Raw genomic sequence first — 20,334 nt, forward strand, 5'->3', positions numbered from 1 at the left:
ACTCAACTCTGTTTCATCCCCAGACATTCAATGGACCGATCAACCATAGCCTTGGCAATCTCCAGCAAATGCCAGACGGAGAACACCAATGCCCGATCGGCACCCTTGAGTTGATCGCCGCACTGATACGCCGTGACCGAGGCGCAGCGCAGCAGATCAGCCACATAAAGCTGGGCGTCTTCGAAGCTCACGTCTTTGCTGACGTTGTAGAAGCGTAATTCATCGGGCGCCGTCGGCTGCTTGCCGGTGAGGTGGAAATCGATCGCACGGTAGAGCGCGGAACGGTCCTTGAGCAGGTCGTCGGTGAAGGCTTTGTTGGAGGATGTATCGGGAGGTGGATCGGGAATGCTTCTTTCCATAGGTAAAACTCCTAGAGCTAATTGGAGCCAACCGATATCGCGACTAAACGAACAGGGGTGGCGGCTGCACGCAGGTTAGTCGACCGGTCTCTAGGCAACCCGGCGCACCCGAGGGTGCCCTGCGCACAGCCACCATAACTTTCAGGCAATGAAAACACCTGAAATGAGGTGGCGCTGTGCGCCTAGAAAGATCCGGGCGACTAAACCCGATCACTGATTTGCAGTGACGAACCGAGACTAGCCACCAGATTCTGTCGGCGCAAGCGAGCGGAATGATCTAGGAAACGTCCTGCAAATGAAAGGGATCGGGCCTGCTGGCACTCTGATTTTCTTGTGAGAAAACTTACGCTTCGGCGAGGGGATTGTCTTAATGCCAGTCAGTTAAGACGTAACGCGGTCTGTAGCAGCTGGCGAAGCCTGCGTTCGGCTGCGAAGCAGTCGTGAAATCTGAGTTCACGGTGTTTCAGGAAGACTGTGAAAGCAGTATTTACGACTGCTGCGCAGCCGAACGCAGGCTTCGCCAGCTGCTACAAGGTGAGCATCGCGGCTGCTATCTCGATCAGCGCTTGTTGAGTCCACGCGCCAACCGATCCCCACCCAACTGAATCACCGCCACCAACACCACTAGCAACACAATCACCGTCAGCATGATCTGGCTATCAAAGCGCTGATACCCATACCGATAAGCAATGTCCCCCAACCCACCGGCCCCAATCGCCCCGGCCATGGCTGACGAGTTGATCATCGTCACCAACGTAATGGTGAAACCACCGACAATCCCCGGCAGCGCCTCGGGCAACAGCACATGCCAGACGATATGCCAGCGTCGGCAGCCCATCGCCTGCGCCGCTTCAATCAACCCATGGTCGACCTCGCGCAAACTGACCTCGGCGATGCGTGCAAAGAACGGCGTGGCCGCAATGGTCAGCGGCACCACGGCTGCCCAAACGCCATACGTGGTGCCGACGATCAGGCGGGTAAACGGAATCAGCGCCACCATCAAAATCAGAAACGGAATCGAGCGGAACAGGTTCACGAACGCGCCCAACGCACGATTCAGCGCCGGTGCTTCGTAGATCCCGCCTTTGGTGCTGGTGACCAGAATCACCGCCAACGGAATGCCCGCCAGCAGCGCGATCAGCGACGACACACCCACCATCAAAAACGTGTCGATAAAACCCTGAAGCAACCGATCAAACCACATAACCCAGTACCTCCACCTGTTGCGCCCAGTGGCTGGCGCGCTGACGTAATTCCTCGACGCCGAGGGACGAGCCGGTCACCGCCAGCAGCAATTGCCCGAGCGCATGCCCCTGAATCCGCTCCACGCCCCCTTGCAGCAAGCGCACGCGGCCACCGAGGGCGTTGAACAGCGCCGCCAGGTCTGGCTCCTCGCTCGCGCTGCCGGTGAATTGCAAACGCAGCACCACAGCGGCATCCGAAGACTGCGGCTGCGCCCGCAAATGGCTTTGCAGTTCTTCCGGCAGAGCGTGTTGCAATGGCGCGAGCAAGGTCTTGCTGACCTCATGTTGCGGGTTGCCAAAGACTTCCCAGACCGGGCCTTGCTCGACGATTCGCCCGTGCTCCAGCACCACGACCCGATCACAGATATCGCGGATCACCGCCATCTCGTGGGTGATCAGCACGATGGTCAGGTCCAGGCGCTGATTGATCTCGCGCAGCAGGCCGAGGATCGATTGCGTGGTCTCCGGATCCAGCGCCGACGTCGCCTCGTCACACAGCAAAATTTCCGGGTCGTGCACCAGCGCGCGGGCGATGCCGACGCGCTGTTTCTGCCCGCCGGACAGCTGCGCCGGGTAGGCTTTGTGTTTCTCTTGCAGGCCGACCAATTCCAGCAGTTCGCGGACTTTCTGCTGGCGCGTTTCCTTGGGTACGCCGGCGACTTTCAGCGGCAATTCGACGTTCTGCCAAACCGTCTTGGCCGACATCAAATTGAAGTGCTGGAAGATCATGCCGATCCGTCGCCTTAGCGCCACCAGGCGGTCTTCGTCGAACTCGCCGATGTCCACCTGATCGATCAGCACCCGCCCGCTGCTCGGTTGTTCGAGGCGGTTGATGGTGCGGATCAGCGATGACTTGCCGGCGCCGCTGCGACCGATGATGCCGAACACTTCGCCGCGCTGGATCGCCAGGTCGATGCCGTGCAGGGCCGCCACCGGCCCTTGCTGGCCGTTGTAGGTTTTGCCCAGGCCGATGAAACGCACATGGGCGCGATTGAGGTCTGGGTGCAGTTCGGTTTGTGTGGCGCTGTGTGGCTCCGGAAGTTCCAGTCGCCGTTGGATCGCGGCCGTCATGCTCAGCTTTCCCAACCGGCTTGATAGAGCTTGCCGTGGGCTTTATCCAGCGCTGCACGAACGGCGGGCGAATGCTGGTAGATGTCGACGAACTTGATCAGCCGCGGGTCGGTTTTGCTTTTCGGCTGGATCACGAACTGGATCACGTATTCCTTGTGATCGAGACCATCGAACAGCAGGGCGGAACTGGCATCGAAGGTCTTCGACAGGCGAATGTAGGCCGGGTAGCCCTGAACCAGATCGGCATCGTCGTAGGCGCGCACCAGTTGCACGGCCTCGACCTGAAGGATTTTGATTTTCTTCGGGTTGGCGGTGATGTCTTCTTCGGTGGCCTTGTAGCCGACGCCCGGTTTGAGGGTGATCAGCCCGGCCTTGGCCAGCAGTTGCAGGCCGCGACCACTGTTGATCGGGTCGTTGGCGATGGCCACGCTGGCGCCTTCGGGCAACTCGTCGAAGCTTCTGTATTTCTTCGAGTAGAGGCCGACGTTGTTGATGATGCCTGGGGCGAACGGCACCAGGTCAAAACCGGCGGCGGCCTTGGCGTTTTCCAGGAACGGGATGTGCTGGAAATAATTCACGTCGATGTCGCCCGAGGCGAGGCTGACGTTGGGGGCGATCCAGTCGCTGAACTCCACCAGTTCGACTTTCAGGCCTTGTTTAGAGGCTTCTTCTACGGCGGCTTCCAGGGGAATGGCGAAGGCGGCGGTAGTGCCGACTTTCAGCGGTGCGTCGGCGGCGAAGGTGATGGAGCTGAAGAGGCCGAGGGCCAGGGCCAGTGCTTTGACTGGGTGGGAGAGGCGTTTCTTGGTCATGATGAGTTTTCCAGTCAAGTTAAGGCGATCGTTCCCACGCTCCGCGTGGGAATGCCTCCCGGGACGCTCCGCGTCCCTGCGGCGGTGACGCAGAGCGTCACTGGCTGCATTCCCACGCAGAGCGTGGGAACGATCAGGGTCGGGGGTTAGTGTCGGTAATGGGAACCGGTGTGTTGCTCAGGCAAATGCGCCCCTTCGTGAAACAGCTTTTCCCGCAGGCTGCCGTCGTCGTAAGCGGTCTTGTACGACCCACGGCGCTGCAACTCCGGAATCACCAGGTCAATGAAAGCTACATAGCTTTCCGGGGTGACGATCCGTGTCAGGTTGAAGCCGTCCAGGCCGGTTTCGGCGATCCACGATTCCAGCTCATCCGCCACCTGCTCAGGCGAGCCGACCACGGTGATGTAGCGGCCACCGAGGGCGTGTTGTTCCAGCAGTTTGCGGCGGGTCCAGTCGTTGTTTTGCAGGTTCTTGGTGGCGGACTGGATGGCGTTGCTCTTCACGTACTGGATCGGTTCGTCGAGTTCGTACTCGGAAAAGTCGATCCCGGTGGACGCCGAAAAATGCGCCACACCTGCCTCGGCACTGGCGTAGCTCAGGTACTCGGCGTGCTTGGCCCAGGCCAGCTCTTCTGTCTCGCCAACGATCACGTTCAAGCCCATGAACACCTTGATGTCCCAGGGATTGCGCCCGGCCTCGACGGCGCTGGCGCGCACCTTGTCCACTTGAACCCGGGTCGCCGGTTTGTTCTGACCGCTGATGAACACGCACTCGGCATGCCGACCGGCGAACAGCAAACCGCGATCGGAGCTGCCGGCCTGGAACAGCACCGGCGTGCGTTGCGGCGACGGTTCGCAAAGGTGATAACCCTCGACCTGATAGAACTCGCCCTTGTGCTCGACCTTGTGCACTTTCGCAGGTAAGGCGTAGATCCGTTGCTCGCGGTCGTTGAGCACCGCGCCGTTTTCCCAACTGCCTTCCCAGAGTTTGTAGAGCACTTGCAGGTACTCGTCGGCCTGATCGTAGCGGCGGTCGTGTTCCACCTGCTCGCTCAGGCCCATGGCCTTGGCGGCGCTGTCGAGGTAGCCGGTGACGATGTTCCAGCCGACCCGTCCACGGCTCAAATGATCAAGCGTCGACATACGCCGGGCGAACAGATATGGCGGCTCGTAGGTCAGGTTGGCGGTCAGGCCGAAGCCGAGGTTTTTGGTGACGGCGGCCATGGCCGAGACCAGCAGCAGCGGGTCGTTGACCGGCAACTGGATCGACTCTTTCAGCGGCACGTCTACCGAGTTCTGGTAGACGTCGTACACGCCGACGATGTCGGCGATGAACAAACCGTCGAACAGTCCGCGCTCCAGCAACTGAGCCAGTTCAGTCCAGTATTCGATGGTTTTGTATTGGGTCGAGGTGTCCCGTGGATGGGTCCACAGGCCATGGTTGATGTGCCCGATGCAGTTCATGTTGAACGCGTTGAGCAGGATTTTCTTTTTGGCATCAGCCATCAAATGGTCCCTCGCAATGGAGGGTTTTCATCGTTGAGGTAGTAGTTGCCGATGGCGTGATATTTCCAGCGCACCGGGTCGTGCAGGGTATGCACCCGGGCATTGCGCCAGTGGCGGTCCAGGCCGTGTTCGGCCAGGGTTGCCTGGCTGCCGGCCAGTTCGAACAGTGTGCTGCCGGCGGCGAGGGAGATTTCGGTGCTGATGGCCCGGGCTTCGGCAACGGCAATCGATGCGGCGGCGACGGTCTCGGCATTGGTGTCGGCCTGGGCCTGATCGAGGAATTCGCCGGAGCGTTCCAGCAGGGCTTCGGTGGCGTGCAGACGGATACTCAAGTGGCCGAAGCTCTTGATGGTCAGCGGGTCTTCGGTGGCTTTTTCATGAGTGGCGTCGATCCACGGCCGGGTCTTGGTGCGCACAAAATGCAGCGCATCTTCATACGCGGCGCGGGCGATGCCAGTGTCGATGGCGGCATGGAGAATCTGCGCCAGCGGGCCGACAGTGGTCGGGCGTTCGAAAGCGCTTTGAAACGGGATCACGTCCTCGGCGGCGACGTAGACATCCTCGAACACCACCGAACCGCTGCCGGTGGTGCGCTGGCCGAAACCGCTCCAGTCGTCGATCACCGTCAGGCCTTTGCTGTTGCTCGGGACAAAGGCCAATTGCTGCACGCCGTTTTCGTCCACCACTGACGTGGGGATGCGCTGGGCGTAAATCGCGCCGGTGGCGTAGAACTTGCGGCCGTTGATGCGGTAGCCGTTGCCATCGCGAGTCAGACTGGTGACGCGATCATGGGCGGTTTTGGTGCCCAGTTCCGCGAGTGCATTGCCGAAGCGCTGGCCGGCCAACACTTCTGCATACAGGCGTTTTTTCTGCTCATCGGTGCCGTTTACGCGCAGCACTTCAAGGGCATAAAAATGGTTCTGCGGGATTTGTCCGAGAGAGCCGTCGGCCTGGGCGATCAACGCGATGACCTTGGCCAGGGTGACGTTGGAAACCCCGGCGCCACCGTATTCCTTTGGCACGCTGATGCCCCAAAGACCCGAACGGGAAAATACTTCCAGCTCCGGGTACGGCAAACGACGCTCGCGGTCGCGCAGGACGCTGTCGCGTTTGAAATCGTCGGCCAAGTCACTGGCGACAATCAGGGCTTGCTCATCGCTGGTGATGACCGCGACGTGGTGAGAAAGAGTCATGTGTTTCTCCAGGGATCTGGTCAAAAAGGTTCTGGTCGTCAGATCCAGGAATGCCGCGCAGGCAAGGTTCCATTGAGGTGGTAAGCGCCGACCCCGTGATACTTCCAGCGCACCGGGTCGTGCAGCGTGTGCACCCGGGCATTGCGCCAGTGGCGGTCGAGGTTGAATTCGGCGAGGGTGGCGCGGCTGCCGGCCAGTTCGAAGAGCTTTTCGCTGGCCAGCAGCGAGATCTCGGTGGTCAGCACTTTGGCTTCCGCCACGGCAATCGAGGCGCGTGCAGCGGACTCGACGGTGAGCGGCGCGGCGTTGACCTGATCGAGTACTTGCCCGGCCTTGCGCAACAACGCTTCGGCGGCGTGCAGTTCGATTTTCAGCTTGCCGATGTCGGCGATCACATAGAGGTCGTCGCTGGCCCGGTCGACCTTGGCGTCGATCCAGGGGCGTGCGCGCTTTTGCACGAATTCGATGGCGTCATCGATGGCGCCCCGGGCAATGCCGGCGTCGATGGCTGCTTGAATCAACTGCGACACGGCGCCTTGAGTATTCGGGCTGTCGTTGATCTTCCAGTTATCCACCACCAGCTCGGCGTCGACCCGCACGTTGTTGAGCAAAAGGGTGCCGCTGGCAGTGGTGCGCTGGCCGAACCCCGACCAGTCATCAACGATGCGCAGCCCTGGTGTGCCGCGACGGACGAAGGCCAGCACTTGCTTGCCGTCGTCATTCAGCGCCTTGACGGCCACCCAGTGGGCGAACAACGCGCCGGTGGAATAGAACTTCTGCCCGTTGATGACGAAGCCATCGCCATCGGCGGTGATCCGTGCCTTGAGCTCCAGGGTGTTTTTGGTCCCGCGCTCCGGTCCCGCGTTACCGATCCGCCAGCCTTCGAGCACGCTTTTGAACAGCTGCTTTTTCTGCGACTCGGTGGCGGCGCCGAGTATCAGGTTGAGAATCCCGAACTGGTTCTGCGGGATTTGTCCCAGCGCCGGATCGGCCGCGGAAATGATCGCGAACACCGAGGCCAGGGTGACGAATGAAACCTGCGGGCCACCGTATTCTCGCGGGATGGAAATACTGCCCAGACCGCTGCGGGTGAACTGCTCGATTTCCGACCACGGCAACTTGCGTTGCTGGTCACGTTTGGCTGCTTGCAGGCGGGCGACTTGCGCCAGCTCATGGGCAGCCTTGATGGCTTGTGCGTCGTTGCGCAAGACCTGCGCGGGCAACAACAATGGGGCGATGTCCAGATCACTCTGGATTACTGCGTCTGCCAGACTGGACATCAGTGCCGCTCCTTGGCTGCACGCAATGCCCTGGCGATTTGCACTGGGGTGATTGTGTTCCGGACCATACCTACCTCACATCTCATGAAAGCGCCGCATGGGTTGCGGCGAACGAAAAACACGAATGTCCGGTGGTCCGGTGTATATACCCTAAACGTGTATAAATAATTAATGAACTAACTTTTAGGAATATGCATAGAAGGTACGTTACTCACCCCATAGATGAGTTGGCACGCCCCTTGTAGCAGCTGGCGAAGCCTGCGTTCGGCTGCGTAGCAGTCGTCAAACCTGAGCTCGCGGTTCAACTGAATGACCGCAGTGTCTGATTTCACGACTGCTGCGCAGCCGAACGCAGGCTTCGCCAGCTGCTACATGGATCTCAGTGTTTGCGGGGTTCGGCGGCCATGAGTAACTCCTTTGGTCGGGCCTTCAAATAGGGATTGGCACAGCCGATCTTCAGTGTGCGGGCCGGTGCCCACCGCGAGTTGTTACCTACGCGATCGAGGATGCAATAGGTCACTTCCAGTCGAAGGTCTTCGCCGGCTTCGACAATGATCGCCGGGGGCACCCACACCTGAATCGGCTGACCCACATCGCAAGCCTTGAGCTTGGGCAGGTCCATGCGCACGTCGCCCCAGCGCAAGGTGATTTCGTCTTCGGCGGCCATGTTCAGGTACGGTTCGATGGTCAACGGGACACCGCGCTTGACCTGGTTCGGATTGACCCCCTGACGGCGAATGGTCTCGGGGATAAACACCGGTGCCAGGCTCTGGTTTTCCTCATCACAAAGGGGCGAGGGGCCGCCCGGGCAATCGAGTTTGATCTGGACGTGCGCCGCCGGTGATACCGCTGGCCCTTGCCCGACCTGCATGACCTTGTAATGGACGCGGGCAGAACCATTGGCAATGAAGCTTTCCGGCACCCGCAGGCTCACGGCTTTACTGTCATGGTCGGCCCCCAACACGCTGGAGGCGACATAGCAGTTGTCCCAAAACAGCTCGATCAGATCGCCTTCATCCATGCCGGGGTAGGGTGGCACGTCGATCATAAGATGAGCGGCCGAGGTGATGTTGATACCGGCCTTGTGGCTTTGCGCCAGGGTCGGGGCTGCAAGTTCAGGTTTGTTGGAAGTGCTGGTCATGGGTTTCTCTCCTTGAGGCTTTGCCACGAAGTCCATTTCTGAAAGATCGAAAGGCGTGAATTACCAAGCAACAAAACGATTCGCTATTGGCGCGATTAAATAATAATGAGTGTGATGGCTGTTGCCTGTTGGGAACTAGATAAAAGTGCGTTTGAATAGGTGTCAATAGCGTGGGTTGGTTAAAGGTTAGTTCTTGCGTGATTCAGAAAGCTCCTACGCAGTATGGTTAATAAACCGCATCACTCTGTCGAATAAAGTGTGGTATTTGGTGGGTTTTATGCCTCTGAGGCAGCAACCCTCTGAGCGTGGGTAGCAGAGTATTTTATAAATTTTAGGCGATATGAATCTGTTGCAGGACATATATATGTACCGCATGGGAGGCCGGGAAGTTATTTAGGGTGGGGGCGAATGGTGTGAATCGTTGAAAGATGCTATTTGCTTTTATAAAGCGGAGTTAATGCCACTTCCATCCATGGAAGTTGACAATTTTGGAGTGGGGCAGCACTAAGCGTTATTAAGAAACTTGCTGAGAAACTGCTTCGTCCGTTCCTCTTTCGGGTTGGCAAACAGAGCCTTGGCTTCGCCTTGTTCGACGATCACACCCTTGTCGAAAAACACCACGCGGTTGGCCACGTCCCGGGCAAAGCCCATTTCGTGGGTAACGATCACCATGGTGCGTTTCTCCTCGGCCAGGCCGCGGATGGTCGCCAGCACTTCACCCACCAGTTCCGGGTCCAGCGCCGAGGTCGGTTCATCGAACAGGATCACTTCCGGTTCCATCGCCAACGCCCGGGCAATCGCCACACGCTGTTGCTGACCGCCGGAGAGGCGTCGCGGGTAAGCGTCTTCCTTGCCCGCCAGGCCGACCTTGGCCAACAGCTTTTTACCCAGGGCAACGGCTTCGGCGCGCGGGATCTTTTTCACCACCAACGGGCCTTCGATCACGTTTTCCAGGGCGGTGCGATGGGGGAACAGGTTGAAGTTCTGGAACACAAAGCCCACGTGCTGGCGCAAGCGCCGTACCAGGCTCTGCTGCTGGTTCAGGGGGCGGCTGCCATCGATCTCGATGTCGCCGACCTTGATCCGGCCGCTGCTAGGCTCCTCGAGAAAGTTCAGGCAACGCAGGAAGGTGGTCTTGCCCGAGCCGCTGGGGCCGATGATCGCCACCACCTCGCCTTCCTTCACCTGCAGATCGATGCCGTTGAGCACCACCTGACCCTTGAACTGCTTTGTCAGTTTTTCCACGACAATCATTGGGTCAGGACTCCTGGTCGTGCCGATTGACCCGCGCTTCCAACTGGTTCTGCAGGTGCGACAGTACAGTCGCCAGAACCCAGTAGATCAGCGCAGCGGCAAGATACATGGTGAAAATTTCGAAGGTGCGAGCGGTAATCAGCTGTGCCTGACGGAACAGCTCCGGCACCTGAATGGTGGCTGCCAGCGCCGTGTCCTTGACCAGCGAGATAAAGCTGTTGCCCAACGGTGGCAAGGCCGTGCGCGCCGCTTGCGGCAGGATGGCCCGGCGCAGGGTTTGCGCGCGGGTCATGCCGATACTGGCGGCGGCTTCCCACTGGCCGCGCTCGATGGAGCTGATGGCGGCACGCAGGATTTCGCAGGCGTAGGCGGCCATGTTCAGCGAGAAGCCGATCAGGGCAGCCGGCAATGGATCAAGTTCGATGCCCAGTTGCGGCAAGCCGTAATAGATCACGAACAGTTGCACCAGCAACGGCGTGCCGCGAAAGAACGACACATAGATGCGGGCAATCCAGCTCACCAGTTTGAAGCGCGACAGCCGCATCAATGCCAGGCCGAAGCCCATCAGCAGGCCGAAGAACATTCCGCCCAGGCTCAGGATGACCGTGTAGTACGCGCCCTTGAGCAGAAAGGGCGCGGAGTCCAGCGCAAGTTGAAAAGCTTCTCCCATTATTGAGTGACGTCAGCGCTGAAGTATTTTTCCGACAGCTTTTTCAGCGTACCGTCGGCACGCAGCTTGTCGATGGCTTTGTTCACCGCGGCCAGCAGCTCAGGCTCGCCTTTGCGCAGGGCAATACCGGCTTCCTGGCGGGAGAACGCTTCGCCGGCGGCGGCAGTGTCCTTGGCCTTCCTGGCATATTCCAGCGCGGCCAGACGGTCGATCAGAATGGCGTCGATGCGGCCGACGCGCAGATCCTGGAACTTGCTCGGATCATCTTCGTAGGTGCGGACGTCAGCCTTAGGCACATTCTCTTTCACCCACTGCTCGTAGTTGGTACCCAGACCTACGCCGACTTTCTTGCCGGCCAGATCGGCGGCGGTCTTGATGGTGTCTTTGTTTTTGGTCAGGGTCAGCGCCTGAATCCCGGAAACGGTGTAAGGCGTGGAGAAGTCGTACTTCTTCTTGCGCTCTTCGGTGATGGTCACCTGGTTGATCACCGCGTCCAGACGCTTGGATTCCAACGCAGCGAGGATGCCTTCCCATTTGGTCGGCTGCAGTTTGACCTTCACGCCCAGCTCTTTGGCCAAGGCTTCGGAGAACTCGACTTCGAAGCCGCTCAGTTTGCCGGCCTCGTCGACGAAGCTGAACGGTGGATAAGTGCCTTCCAGACCGACGTTGATCACGCCTGCGTCCTTGATTTTTTGCAGCTGCTCACCGGCCACTGCCTGCCCGAGCAGGCCGGCGCTCAGCGCCAGGCCCAGCGAACCCACCAGCAGATTTCGACGTAATGCGGAAAAATTCATGACAAGCCCCTGTGTTTTCTTATGGAAGACGCTTAAGGAAAGTTGGCAAATTCGGGATTTGAACGACTGCGATATCCTGCCCTAAAGCAGCTTATGCGTCTTGCTGCAAATTCGCCTGCGGCGCGACTATATGATGTTGCCTTTAGATAGGAAAATACTAAATATCAAGTTTGTTATTCTTTAAATGAATATTAAGTGATCGTTCCCACGCTCCTGCGTGGGAATGCCTCTAGGGACGCTCCGCGTCCAGTGACGCGGAGCGTCACGGGCTGCATTCCCACGCAGAGCATGGGAACGATCATTTACAGAAAGTCTTTGTAGGCAAACAACGCCGGCGCCCCACCGGTGTGCAGGAAGATGATCGGGCCGTCATTGAAGCGCTGGCGCCCGATGCCGTCGAGCAAACCGGCCATGGCCTTGCCGGTGTACACCGGATCCAGCAACAACCCTTCCTGGCTCGCCAGCAGCTTCAGCGCCGACAGTGTCCCGGCATTCGGCTCGCCATAACGCGGGCCGAAATACTCGTCCCACAGTTCGATTTTGAAATTCGCCGGCAGGCCCACGCCCAGCATCTCGGCCGTGCGCTCGGCGAGGCCCTGGACTTTCGGTCGTTGATCTTCATCGCTACGGGAAACAGTCACGCCGATCACTGGCAAATCCGGCAGTGCTTCGCTCAAGGCCAGCGCCAGGCCGCTGTGGGTGCCGGCACTGCCGGACGCCAGCACCACGGCGGCGAAATTCAGCCCGGTGTCCTTGATCTGTTCGGCCAGCTCCAGGCCTGCACGGACATAACCCAAAGCGCCCAATGCATTCGAGCCACCAATCGGCACCAGATACGGCTTTTTACCGTTGCTGCGCAGACGCCCGGCCAGCGCTTCCAATTGCTCGTCGGCGTTGTCGAGGTTTTCCACCAGCTCGACCTTGGCATCGAACAGGTCCAGCAATAACCGATTGCCGTTGCCGACATAGTTGCTGTCGTCAGTGCCCAGCGGATTTTCCAGCAGGGCCACGCAGCCCAGGCCAAGCTTGGCTGCAATGGCAGCGGTCTGGCGCACGTGGTTGGACTGGATCGCGCCTGCAGTGATCAACGTATCAGCGCCCTGGGCCAAGGCATCGGCGGCCAGGTATTCGAGTTTGCGTAGCTTGTTGCCGCCCAGCGCCAATGGCGTCAGGTCATCGCGTTTGACGTACACATCGCGGCCCAGCCAGGTCGACAGGCGTTCGAGTTTTTCCAGGGGCGTAGGATGACCGAGCAGGTCGAGGCGGTTAAAGCGGGCAAGCTGTTGTTTGATCATGGGTCCGTACTGGCGGAGGAAGATGTCAGGACTATAGGCACGGGTATTTGGTGGGGCAACTGCCAATCGCTTATAGCCAAAAGTATTGAGCACAGCACTATTGGTTCTTAATTCGGCTGCAAGCCGTTGCCGTAAAGTAATCGCGGTTAACGCGGCCAGACTGTCCGGCCGCCCGTGAGGAGTTTTTACCGTGAGCGAGCGTTCCAGCCATTGGCAATTGCAGACCATCGTCAGCCAACTGCGTACGGCGCGCGAGCAGTGGCGCGCACAAAACGGCCGTGCCAGCGGCGAGCAGGGCGGTCGCGAGTTGCCGTCCCGAGCGGCCATGGCGGATATTCTCGAAGCCTTGTGCGGTGCGTTGTTCCCGATGCGTCTGGGCCCGGTGGATTTGCGCGAGGAGAGTGAAGACTTCTACGTCGGTCACACGCTGGACGTAGCATTGAACGCGTTGCTGGCTCAGGCGCGGCTCGAACTGCGTTACGCCGCGCGCCACAGTGCCCAGGCCGACACTGAAGTCGAGGCCAAAACCATCCAGATCATTCAGGATTTCGCACTGGCTTTGCCGGGGTTGCGCACTCTGCTGGACACCGACGTGCTGGCGGCCTATCACGGCGACCCGGCGGCTCGCAGCGTCGATGAAGTGTTGCTCTGCTATCCGGGGATTCTGGCGGTGATTCACCATCGTCTGGCTCATCATCTGTATCGCGCCGGCTTGCCGCTGCTGGCGCGGATCAGCGCGGAAATCGCCCACTCGGCCACCGGCATCGACATCCATCCGGGGGCGCAGATCGGTCGAAGTTTCTTCATCGATCACGGGACAGGCGTGGTGATCGGCGAGACCGCGATCATTGGCGAGCGCGTGCGGATTTATCAAGCGGTGACCCTGGGCGCCAAGCGCTTCCCGGCGGACGAAGACGGCCAGTTGCAGAAGGGCCATCCGCGCCATCCGATCGTCGAGGACGATGTGGTGATCTATGCCGGCGCGACGATTCTGGGGCGCATCACCATCGGCAAGGGCTCGACCATCGGCGGCAACGTCTGGCTGACCCGCAGTGTGCCGGCGGGGTGCAACCTCAGCCAGGCGAATTTGCAGCATGATGATGGGACACAAAAGTAAGCCCCCGGCTTTTTGGTGACAGATAAACAGTCTTCACTGGCTGTAGGAGCCGTAGGAGCTGTCGAGTGAAACGAGGCTGCGATCTTTTGACTTTGAAAAGATCGCAGCCTCGTTTCACTCGACAGCTCCTACAAAATCCCCCAAACCCCGCGTCATACCCATCCTTGAGCTAGCGTACGGAAAGTACCGCCGAGCCCTGCGATTAGTCCTTAGCCCCCTATCCATGTTTAACTTGAACGCTCATTCAAGTTAAACCGTCGGTTTGCTGCCCGCTCACAACAGGAGGCTTGCCTTTGCCGAGTCCGTTATTGATTGCCCTGTTTCGCCCTCTCGAGGTGCACTTTTCATGAGTGCATCGTCTACCCCCGCAAGCGGCCAGGTCCGCATGAATCCGCCGGTGTTTTATTTCGCGGCGACCTTTATTTTGTTGTTCGCCGTTGTGGTCATGGCGATACCCGAACAGGCCGGTGCCTGGCTTCTGCAAGCGCAAAACTGGGCGGCCAATACGGTCGGTTGGTACTACATGCTCGCGATGACGCTGTATCTGGTCTTCGTGGTGGTCACCGCCTTGTCTGGCTACGGCAAGATCAAGCTCGGTGCCGACCACGACGAGCCCGAATTCAGCTACCTGTCCTGGGCCGGCATGCTGTTTGCCGCCGGGATCAGCATCACGCTGTTTTTCTTTTGCGTGTCCGAACCGCTGACGCACCTGGCACAACCGCCGCAAGGTGAGGCTGGTACGGCGGATGCGGCGCGTCAGGCGATGCAGATTCTGTTTCTGCACTGGGGCCTGCACGGTTGGGGCGTGTTCGCCTTCGTCGGCATGGCGCTGGCTTATTTCGCCTATCGACATAACCTGCCGCTGGCTCTGCGTTCGGCGCTGTATCCGTTGATCGGCAAGCGCATCAACGGCCCCATCGGTTACGCGGTGGATGGCTTCGGCATCATCGCCACGGTGTTCGGCCTCGGCGCCGATATGGGCTTTGGTGTTTTGCACCTCAACTCAGGGCTCGATTACCTGTTCGGCATCGCCCACACCCAGTGGATTCAGGTTGGGTTGATCACGCTGATGATGGGCGCGGCGATCATCGTTGCGGTGTCCGGCGTCGATAAAGGCGTGCGGGTGATGTCCGACATCAACATGCTGCTGGCCTGTGCGCTGCTGCTGTTCGTGTTGTTCGCCGGCCCCACCCAGCACTTGCTCAACACACTAATCCAGAACATCGGCGACTACCTCGGCGCCTTGCCGATGAAGAGTTTCGACCTCTACGCCTACGATAAGCCGAGCGACTGGCTGGGCGGCTGGACGGTGTTCTACTGGGCCTGGTGGATTGCATGGTCGCCGTTCGTGGGCCTGTTTATCGCGCGGATTTCCCGTGGCCGGACCATCCGTGAATTCGTCTTCGGCGTGCTGCTGATTCCGCTTGGTTTCACCCTGGCCTGGATGTCGATCTTCGGCAACAGCGCCATCGATCAGGTCCTCAACCACGGCATGAGCGCGCTCGGGATGTCGGCCATCGACAACCCGTCGATGACCCTGTACCTGCTGCTGGAAACCTACCCGTGGAGCAAAACCGTGATTGCGGTCACGGTGTTCATCAGCTTCGTGTTCTTCGTGACCTCCGCCGACTCCGGCACTGTGGTGTTGTCGACCTTGTCCGCCAAGGGCGGTAACCCGGATGAAGACGGGCCGAAATGGCTGCGAGTGTTCTGGGGCGCGATGACGGCGTTGGTGACCAGCGCGCTGTTGTTCTCCGGCAGCATCGACGCCTTGAAGTCAGCGGTGGTGCTGACCTCGTTGCCGTTCTCGTTGATTTTGCTGCTGATGATGTGGGGGCTGCACAAGGCGTTTTATCTGGAATCGCAGAAGCAGATCGCGCAACTGCATTCCCTTGCGCCGGTGTCCGGCTCGCGTCGCGGAGGTTGGCGTCAGCGCTTGAGTCAGGCGGTGCATTTCCCGTCGCGCGATGAGGTCTATCGCTTCCTCGATACGACGGTGCGCCCGGCGATTGAAGAAGTGACGGCAGTGTTCGTCGAGAAGGGCTTGCACGTGGTCACTCAGCCCGATCCGGCCAATGACAACGTCAGCCTGGAGATCGGTCACGGCGAACTGCATCCGTTCATCTATCAGGTGCAGATGCGCGGGTACTTCACGCCATCGTTCGCCCGTGGCGGCATGGGCTCCAAGCAACTCAACAACCGTCGTTACCACCGGGCCGAAGTGCATTTGCGCGAGGGCAGTCAGGATTACGATCTGGTGGGCTACACCAAGGAGCAGGTCATCAACGACATCCTCGACCAGTACGAGCGGCACATGCAGTTCCTGCACCTGGTGCGTTGATCTACGCGGGTGGCGCTGATGTCTTGTCAGGCGTCAGTGCTCATCGTCATGAACAACACCAGCGCCGCCACCGGCACGCCGAATACTGCGCTACCCACCACCAGTTCCGTGCTCAACGGCTGGCCGGCGTTGACCATGCCGACCGCGCCGTTGATCAAGGTCAACGCCAGCCACAGCACGACAAAGCTGTAGGCCAGGGTCTGGCGGGAGAAACCGATTTTCTCGCCGATGAACAGCATCAGCGCCAGCAGGACCAGGCCGAAGAAGATGATGATTGCTGTGTGCATGGTGAGTTTCTCCCTTCAGATGTGCTGCCCTTGAGGCCGCCTTCGCGGGCAAACCCGCTCCCACAGTGGTCGCGGGTGTTCACAGACGTTGTGTTCACTGCCGATCCCTGTGGGAGCGGGCTTGCTGATTCACCCCAATACATCGAGCATAGTTAAACCAACCCGCCATTCACCCGCAAAATCTGCCCATTGACCCAAGCCGAATCCGGCCCCGCCAGAAACGACACAACGCGAGCAATATCCTCCGGCTGACCCAAACGCTCCAGTGGAGGCATCTTGGCGAAAGTCTGGATTTGCTCTTCGCTCTTGCCGTGCAAAAACAGCTCAGTCGCCACCGGGCCAGGCGCCACCGCGTTGACGGTGATGTTGCGCCCGCGCATTTCCTTGGCGAACACCTGGGTCAGGGATTCCACCGCCGCTTTGCTGGCGATGTACACCGCATAGCCCGGCAAGTTAAGGCCAACGGTGCTGCTGGAGAAGTTGATGATCCGGCCGCCGCTGTTCAGGCGGGTTGCCGCTTCACGCAAGGTGTTGAAGGTGCCGCGGGCGTGGATGTTGAAAGTCTGGTCGAACAGTTCGTCGGTGTGCTGCGCCAGCGGCATCACTTTGAGGGTGCCGGCGTTGTTGATCAGCGCATCGACCTTGCCCAATTGCGTTTCGGTTTGGTCGAACAACCGGCGCACGTCATCGGCATTGGCCACGTCAGCCTTGACCGCTATGGCCTGATGCCCGGCCTGACGCAACTCCACCACCAGTTTTGAGGCTTCAGTGGCGCTGCTGGCGTAGTTGATGGCGACGGCGAAACCTTCGCTGGCCAGTTGCCTGGCGATCACAGCGCCGATGCCGCGGGAGGCGCCGGTCACGATGGCAACTTTCGATGTTTGAGCAGTCATGGCGTTGATTCCTTGGAGTGGTTTGAAGTGGAGCCAGACTCACATGTTTACTCAGGCCGATAAATGCATGAGAGTTGCCTTGACTGTTCAATAATCGCCAACAATCGAGCGCCAGGAGTGACCCGTGGACCAAGTCAAAGCGATGAAGGTGTTCGTGCGGATCTACGAGCGCAGCAGCTTCACCCTGGCGGCCGATGACCTGAATCTGCCGCGGGCGACGCTGACCCACACGCTGAATCAGTTCGAAGCCTGGCTCGGTACTCGTTTATTGGAGCGCAGTACCCGCAAGGTCCGTCCGACGCTGGACGGAGAGGCGTATTACCTGCGTTGCGTGCAGTTGCTGGCGGAACTGGAAGAGGCCGAACTGGCATTCCGCAGCGTAGCGCCGAAAGGGCGGTTGCGTGTGGATCTGCACGGCACCTTGGCCAAGCACTTCGTGATCCCGGCGTTGCCGCAATTCATGGCGCGCTACCCGGACATCGAACTGTCCATCAGCGAAGCCGACCGCTTCGTCGACCTGATCGCCGAAGGCGTTGATTGCGTGTTGCGCGCCGGCACCTTGGGCGACTCGGCACTGATCGGTAAACGTGTCGCCAACCTGCGACAGATTACCTGCGCCAGTCCTGCCTACCTGCGCAGATATGGCGAACCGAAAAACCTCGAGGACCTGAGCCGCCATCGTGCGGTGAACTACGTTTCACGTACCACCGCCAAGCTGTTCCCGTTTGAATTCGTGGTCGATGGCGAACTCAAGGAAGTGGCCATCGAAGGTGCGCTGTCTGTGTTCGGTGCAGAGATTTACGCGGCCTCGGCGATTGCCGGATTGGGCCTGATCCAGTGCCCGCATTACCGAATGGAAGCCCTGATTTCCCAAGGGCTTGTGCAGGAAATCCTGGTCGACACACCACCGCCGCCGATGCCGGTTTCCGTGTTGTATCCCCATAACAAACACATGTCGCCACGGGTTCGGGTGTTTGTGGATTGGTTGGGGGAGGTGTTTGCGCAGGCCCGATAACCGATGGTCCGCGGGCAATCTGGCTTGCTTGAGTTCGGCTAATATTTATCAGAGTGTGTATCGTGTGTATTGAGGTGTGATCATCGCGTAATGTGCTCAGCAGATGCTGCCCACAAGGACGAAGGTGATGCGAAGTCGGGAAATGATCAGGATGATCGAGGAGGATGGCTGGTATCTGGTGGCCGTGAAAGGTAGCCATCATCAGTACAAGCATTCGTGCAAGTCAGGCAGGGTGACGATAAAACACCCTGATTCGGATCTTCCAAAAGGAACGATCAACAGCATATTGAAACAGGCGGGTCTGAAATGAGGCCCGACATCGGAAACGAGAGCCTCGAAGGGGCCACATCACAGGAAGGACTCATCGAAATGAAATTTCCGGTCGTTCTGCACAAGGATGCCGACTCAGAATACGGAGTGATTATCCCGGACGTGCCGGGTTGCTTCTCCGCGGGCGCTACTGTGGCGCAGGCATTTGAAAACGTGAAAGAAGCGTTGGCTTTGCACTATGAAGGCTTGGTCGCCGATGGTGATCCACTGCCGCAGGTGCGTGAGATTGACGATCATCTTGATAACCCTGATTACGCTGGCGGTGTGTGGGGGGTTGTCGACTTCGATATCACGCCTTACTTCGGCAAGTCGGTGCGCTTCAATGCCACGCTCCCTGAGCAATTGCTTGAGCGTATCGACCAGACGGTCAGACGAGATCAGCGATACAGCTCAAGATCTGGTTTTTTGGCGGCTGCCGCGTTGCGTGAGTTGTCGGCGTAAACGTTGGGAGTGGATATCGGCGCTATGCGGTGGGTCAGATTTAATAATTTGTGAAACGTTTCAGCATTTTCTCGAGTCCGAGGTTTATCGGCGTTTGTCCAAGCGTATGCTGGGCAACTTGCAAAGCAGTCGATACCCCATTCAAGACCGACAAGAGAGGATTCGATGACCTACACCGCTGCCGAAAACCGCTACGATTCCATCCCTTACCGCCGCGTGGGTCGCAGCGGGTTGGTGCTGCCGGCGTTGTCCCTGGGCTTGTGGCACAACTTCGGCGACAGCACGCCAATCGATACCCAGCGTTCGTTGCTGCGCACGGCATTCGATCTGGGCATCAACCATTTCGACCTGGCCAACAACTACGGCCCGCCGTATGGCAGCGCCGAGATCAACTTCGGTCGTTTGCTGCGTGAAGACTTCAAGCAGTATCGCGACGAGTTGATCATCTCCAGCAAGGCCGGTTGGGACATGTGGCCCGGCCCTTACGGTCAGGGCGGTGGTTCACGTAAATACGTGCTGGCCAGCCTCGACCAGAGCCTGCAACGTCTGGGCCTCGATTACGTAGACATCTTCTATTCCCACCGCTTTGACCTGGACACGCCGCTTGAAGAAACCGCCAGCGCACTGGCCACTGCCGTGCAGCAGGGCAAGGCGCTGTACATCGGCATCTCGTCTTATTCCGGGGTGAAAACCCGTGAAATCGCCGGGTTGCTGAAGGAGTGGAAAGTACCGTTGCTGATCCATCAACCGGCCTACAACCTGCTCAACCGCTGGGTGGAAAAGGACCTGCTGGACACCACCGATGAACTCGGCACCGGCGTGATCGCCTTCACGCCATTGGCTCAGGGGCTGTTGACTGACAAATACCTCAATGGCGTGCCAGCGGATGCGCGGGTCAATCGCCCGGGGGGTGGTTCGCTGCAGGCGGCTCACCTGTCCGAAGCCAACATCGCCCATGTGCGGGCACTCAATGAAATCGCCAAGCGCCGTGGTCAGAGCCTGGCGCAGTTGGCGCTGGCCTGGACCCTGCGCGATCCACGGGTGACCTCGGCGCTGATCGGCGCGAGCCGGCCGGAGCAGATTATCGAGAACGTCGGGGCGTTGAAGAATCTGAGTTTCAGCGTGGAAGAACTGGCGGAGATTGATCGGTTTGCCCAGGAGGGTGGGGTCAATCTTTGGGAGAAGCCTTCGACGGCTGAATAAGTGTTCGGCGCCGGGTCTTCTGGCGCCTGTCACATAGCTTTCGCGAGCAAGCCCGCTCCCCCATTAGACCGAGTCCTTAGATAAGAATG

Annotated in this window: 20 protein-coding genes; 6 read left to right on the forward strand and 14 right to left on the reverse strand. The window is 59.3% G+C overall.

Features of this window, described 5'->3' with window-relative positions; genetic code table 11:
- Positions 1 to 2: 2 nt before the first annotated feature.
- From IB250_RS26705 to IB250_RS26760, 12 genes are all read right to left on the reverse strand, one after another.
- Entirely contained in the window at positions 3 to 359 is a 357-nt protein-coding gene (locus IB250_RS26705) for a DUF6124 family protein (RefSeq protein ID WP_007903130.1), read from the reverse strand.
- 559 nt (positions 360 to 918) lie between these two features.
- Positions 919 to 1,563 carry a methionine ABC transporter permease gene (locus IB250_RS26710; RefSeq protein WP_019581723.1) on the reverse strand — a complete coding sequence of 215 codons (645 nt, stop codon included), beginning with the start codon at positions 1,561 to 1,563 and terminating at the stop codon, positions 919 to 921.
- A complete protein-coding gene (locus IB250_RS26715; RefSeq protein ID WP_192346533.1) occupies positions 1,553 to 2,674 on the reverse strand; it encodes a methionine ABC transporter ATP-binding protein in 1,122 nt (373 codons plus the stop codon). Before IB250_RS26715 ends, IB250_RS26710 begins: the two co-directional genes overlap by 11 nt.
- Before the next feature lie 2 nt (positions 2,675 to 2,676).
- Entirely contained in the window at positions 2,677 to 3,486 is an 810-nt protein-coding gene (locus IB250_RS26720; RefSeq protein ID WP_192346535.1) for a MetQ/NlpA family ABC transporter substrate-binding protein, read from the reverse strand.
- Positions 3,487 to 3,632: 146 nt separating this feature from the next.
- Complete coding sequence (locus tag IB250_RS26725) at positions 3,633 to 4,991, reverse strand: LLM class flavin-dependent oxidoreductase (RefSeq protein ID WP_192346537.1); 1,359 nt, start codon at positions 4,989 to 4,991, stop codon at positions 3,633 to 3,635.
- A complete protein-coding gene (locus IB250_RS26730; protein ID WP_192346539.1) occupies positions 4,991 to 6,184 on the reverse strand; it encodes an SfnB family sulfur acquisition oxidoreductase in 1,194 nt (397 codons plus the stop codon). The genes IB250_RS26725 and IB250_RS26730 overlap by 1 nt, the downstream gene beginning before the upstream one ends.
- A gap of 38 nt (positions 6,185 to 6,222) precedes the next feature.
- Positions 6,223 to 7,464 (reverse strand): SfnB family sulfur acquisition oxidoreductase, encoded by a 1,242-nt coding sequence (locus IB250_RS26735; RefSeq protein WP_192346541.1) that lies wholly within the window; start codon positions 7,462 to 7,464, stop codon positions 6,223 to 6,225.
- Between the two features lie 379 nt (positions 7,465 to 7,843).
- Positions 7,844 to 8,605 carry a hypothetical protein gene (locus IB250_RS26740; protein WP_192346543.1) on the reverse strand — a complete coding sequence of 254 codons (762 nt, stop codon included), beginning with the start codon at positions 8,603 to 8,605 and terminating at the stop codon, positions 7,844 to 7,846.
- A gap of 504 nt (positions 8,606 to 9,109) precedes the next feature.
- Positions 9,110 to 9,859, reverse strand: a complete 750-nt coding sequence (gene tcyN / locus IB250_RS26745; protein WP_008068688.1) for an L-cystine ABC transporter ATP-binding protein TcyN — start codon at positions 9,857 to 9,859, stop codon at positions 9,110 to 9,112.
- Positions 9,860 to 9,863: 4 nt separating this feature from the next.
- Complete coding sequence (tcyL, locus tag IB250_RS26750; RefSeq protein ID WP_007903115.1) at positions 9,864 to 10,529, reverse strand: cystine ABC transporter permease; 666 nt, start codon at positions 10,527 to 10,529, stop codon at positions 9,864 to 9,866.
- Positions 10,529 to 11,323 (reverse strand): cystine ABC transporter substrate-binding protein, encoded by a 795-nt coding sequence (gene tcyJ / locus IB250_RS26755; RefSeq protein WP_008005157.1) that lies wholly within the window; start codon positions 11,321 to 11,323, stop codon positions 10,529 to 10,531. Before tcyJ ends, tcyL begins: the two co-directional genes overlap by 1 nt.
- Before the next feature lie 302 nt (positions 11,324 to 11,625).
- A complete protein-coding gene (locus tag IB250_RS26760; RefSeq protein ID WP_192346545.1) occupies positions 11,626 to 12,618 on the reverse strand; it encodes a D-cysteine desulfhydrase in 993 nt (330 codons plus the stop codon).
- Positions 12,619 to 12,808: 190 nt separating this feature from the next.
- Here IB250_RS26760 and epsC point away from each other — a divergent pair, with 190 nt between their 5' ends.
- Together epsC and betT are read left to right on the forward strand one after the other, a co-directional pair.
- Positions 12,809 to 13,735, forward strand: coding sequence for a serine O-acetyltransferase EpsC (epsC, locus tag IB250_RS26765; protein ID WP_192346547.1), 927 nt, complete (start codon positions 12,809 to 12,811; stop codon positions 13,733 to 13,735).
- Between the two features lie 385 nt (positions 13,736 to 14,120).
- Positions 14,121 to 16,076 carry a choline transporter BetT gene (gene betT / locus IB250_RS26770; protein ID WP_192346622.1) on the forward strand — a complete coding sequence of 652 codons (1,956 nt, stop codon included), beginning with the start codon at positions 14,121 to 14,123 and terminating at the stop codon, positions 16,074 to 16,076.
- Positions 16,077 to 16,102: 26 nt separating this feature from the next.
- Here betT and IB250_RS26775 read toward each other — a convergent pair whose 3' ends face one another.
- Complete coding sequence (locus tag IB250_RS26775) at positions 16,103 to 16,363, reverse strand: hypothetical protein (RefSeq protein ID WP_192346549.1); 261 nt, start codon at positions 16,361 to 16,363, stop codon at positions 16,103 to 16,105.
- A gap of 152 nt (positions 16,364 to 16,515) precedes the next feature.
- Positions 16,516 to 17,256: an SDR family oxidoreductase gene (locus IB250_RS26780; protein ID WP_192346551.1), complete on the reverse strand. Its 741-nt coding sequence runs from the start codon at positions 17,254 to 17,256 to the stop codon at positions 16,516 to 16,518.
- A 124-nt stretch (positions 17,257 to 17,380) separates the two neighbouring features.
- Here IB250_RS26780 and IB250_RS26785 point away from each other — a divergent pair, with 124 nt between their 5' ends.
- The 4 genes from IB250_RS26785 (at position 17,381) to mgrA (ending at position 20,245) form a co-directional block, all read left to right on the forward strand.
- Positions 17,381 to 18,271 carry a LysR family transcriptional regulator gene (locus tag IB250_RS26785; protein ID WP_192346552.1) on the forward strand — a complete coding sequence of 297 codons (891 nt, stop codon included), beginning with the start codon at positions 17,381 to 17,383 and terminating at the stop codon, positions 18,269 to 18,271.
- A 127-nt stretch (positions 18,272 to 18,398) separates the two neighbouring features.
- Positions 18,399 to 18,581: a type II toxin-antitoxin system HicA family toxin gene (locus IB250_RS26790; RefSeq protein ID WP_008005171.1), complete on the forward strand. Its 183-nt coding sequence runs from the start codon at positions 18,399 to 18,401 to the stop codon at positions 18,579 to 18,581.
- Entirely contained in the window at positions 18,578 to 19,042 is a 465-nt protein-coding gene (locus tag IB250_RS26795) for a type II toxin-antitoxin system HicB family antitoxin (protein ID WP_192346554.1), read from the forward strand. Before IB250_RS26790 ends, IB250_RS26795 begins: the two co-directional genes overlap by 4 nt.
- A 165-nt stretch (positions 19,043 to 19,207) precedes the next feature.
- A complete protein-coding gene (mgrA, locus tag IB250_RS26800; RefSeq protein WP_192346556.1) occupies positions 19,208 to 20,245 on the forward strand; it encodes an L-glyceraldehyde 3-phosphate reductase in 1,038 nt (345 codons plus the stop codon).
- The last annotated feature ends 89 nt before the right edge of the window (positions 20,246 to 20,334 follow it).

Source organism: Pseudomonas sp. PDM09 (assembly GCF_014852305.1).
Classification (GTDB): Bacteria; Pseudomonadota; Gammaproteobacteria; order Pseudomonadales; family Pseudomonadaceae; genus Aquipseudomonas.

Coding starts and splice junctions, on each gene's coding strand:
- IB250_RS26705 (WP_007903130.1), bottom strand. CDS start 359: ATGGAAAGAAGCATTCCCGATCCACCTCCCGATACATCCTCCAACAAA.
- IB250_RS26710 (WP_019581723.1), bottom strand. CDS start 1,563: ATGTGGTTTGATCGGTTGCTTCAGGGTTTTATCGACACGTTTTTGATG.
- IB250_RS26715 (WP_192346533.1), bottom strand. CDS start 2,674: ATGACGGCCGCGATCCAACGGCGACTGGAACTTCCGGAGCCACACAGC.
- IB250_RS26720 (WP_192346535.1), bottom strand. CDS start 3,486: ATGACCAAGAAACGCCTCTCCCACCCAGTCAAAGCACTGGCCCTGGCC.
- IB250_RS26725 (WP_192346537.1), bottom strand. CDS start 4,991: ATGGCTGATGCCAAAAAGAAAATCCTGCTCAACGCGTTCAACATGAAC.
- IB250_RS26730 (WP_192346539.1), bottom strand. CDS start 6,184: ATGACTCTTTCTCACCACGTCGCGGTCATCACCAGCGATGAGCAAGCC.
- IB250_RS26735 (WP_192346541.1), bottom strand. CDS start 7,464: ATGTCCAGTCTGGCAGACGCAGTAATCCAGAGTGATCTGGACATCGCC.
- IB250_RS26740 (WP_192346543.1), bottom strand. CDS start 8,605: ATGACCAGCACTTCCAACAAACCTGAACTTGCAGCCCCGACCCTGGCG.
- tcyN (WP_008068688.1), bottom strand. CDS start 9,859: ATGATTGTCGTGGAAAAACTGACAAAGCAGTTCAAGGGTCAGGTGGTG.
- tcyL (WP_007903115.1), bottom strand. CDS start 10,529: ATGGGAGAAGCTTTTCAACTTGCGCTGGACTCCGCGCCCTTTCTGCTC.
- tcyJ (WP_008005157.1), bottom strand. CDS start 11,323: ATGAATTTTTCCGCATTACGTCGAAATCTGCTGGTGGGTTCGCTGGGC.
- IB250_RS26760 (WP_192346545.1), bottom strand. CDS start 12,618: ATGATCAAACAACAGCTTGCCCGCTTTAACCGCCTCGACCTGCTCGGT.
- betT (WP_192346622.1), top strand. CDS start 14,121: ATGAATCCGCCGGTGTTTTATTTCGCGGCGACCTTTATTTTGTTGTTC.
- IB250_RS26775 (WP_192346549.1), bottom strand. CDS start 16,363: ATGCACACAGCAATCATCATCTTCTTCGGCCTGGTCCTGCTGGCGCTG.
- IB250_RS26780 (WP_192346551.1), bottom strand. CDS start 17,256: ATGACTGCTCAAACATCGAAAGTTGCCATCGTGACCGGCGCCTCCCGC.
- IB250_RS26790 (WP_008005171.1), top strand. CDS start 18,399: ATGCGAAGTCGGGAAATGATCAGGATGATCGAGGAGGATGGCTGGTAT.
- IB250_RS26795 (WP_192346554.1), top strand. CDS start 18,578: ATGAGGCCCGACATCGGAAACGAGAGCCTCGAAGGGGCCACATCACAG.
- mgrA (WP_192346556.1), top strand. CDS start 19,208: ATGACCTACACCGCTGCCGAAAACCGCTACGATTCCATCCCTTACCGC.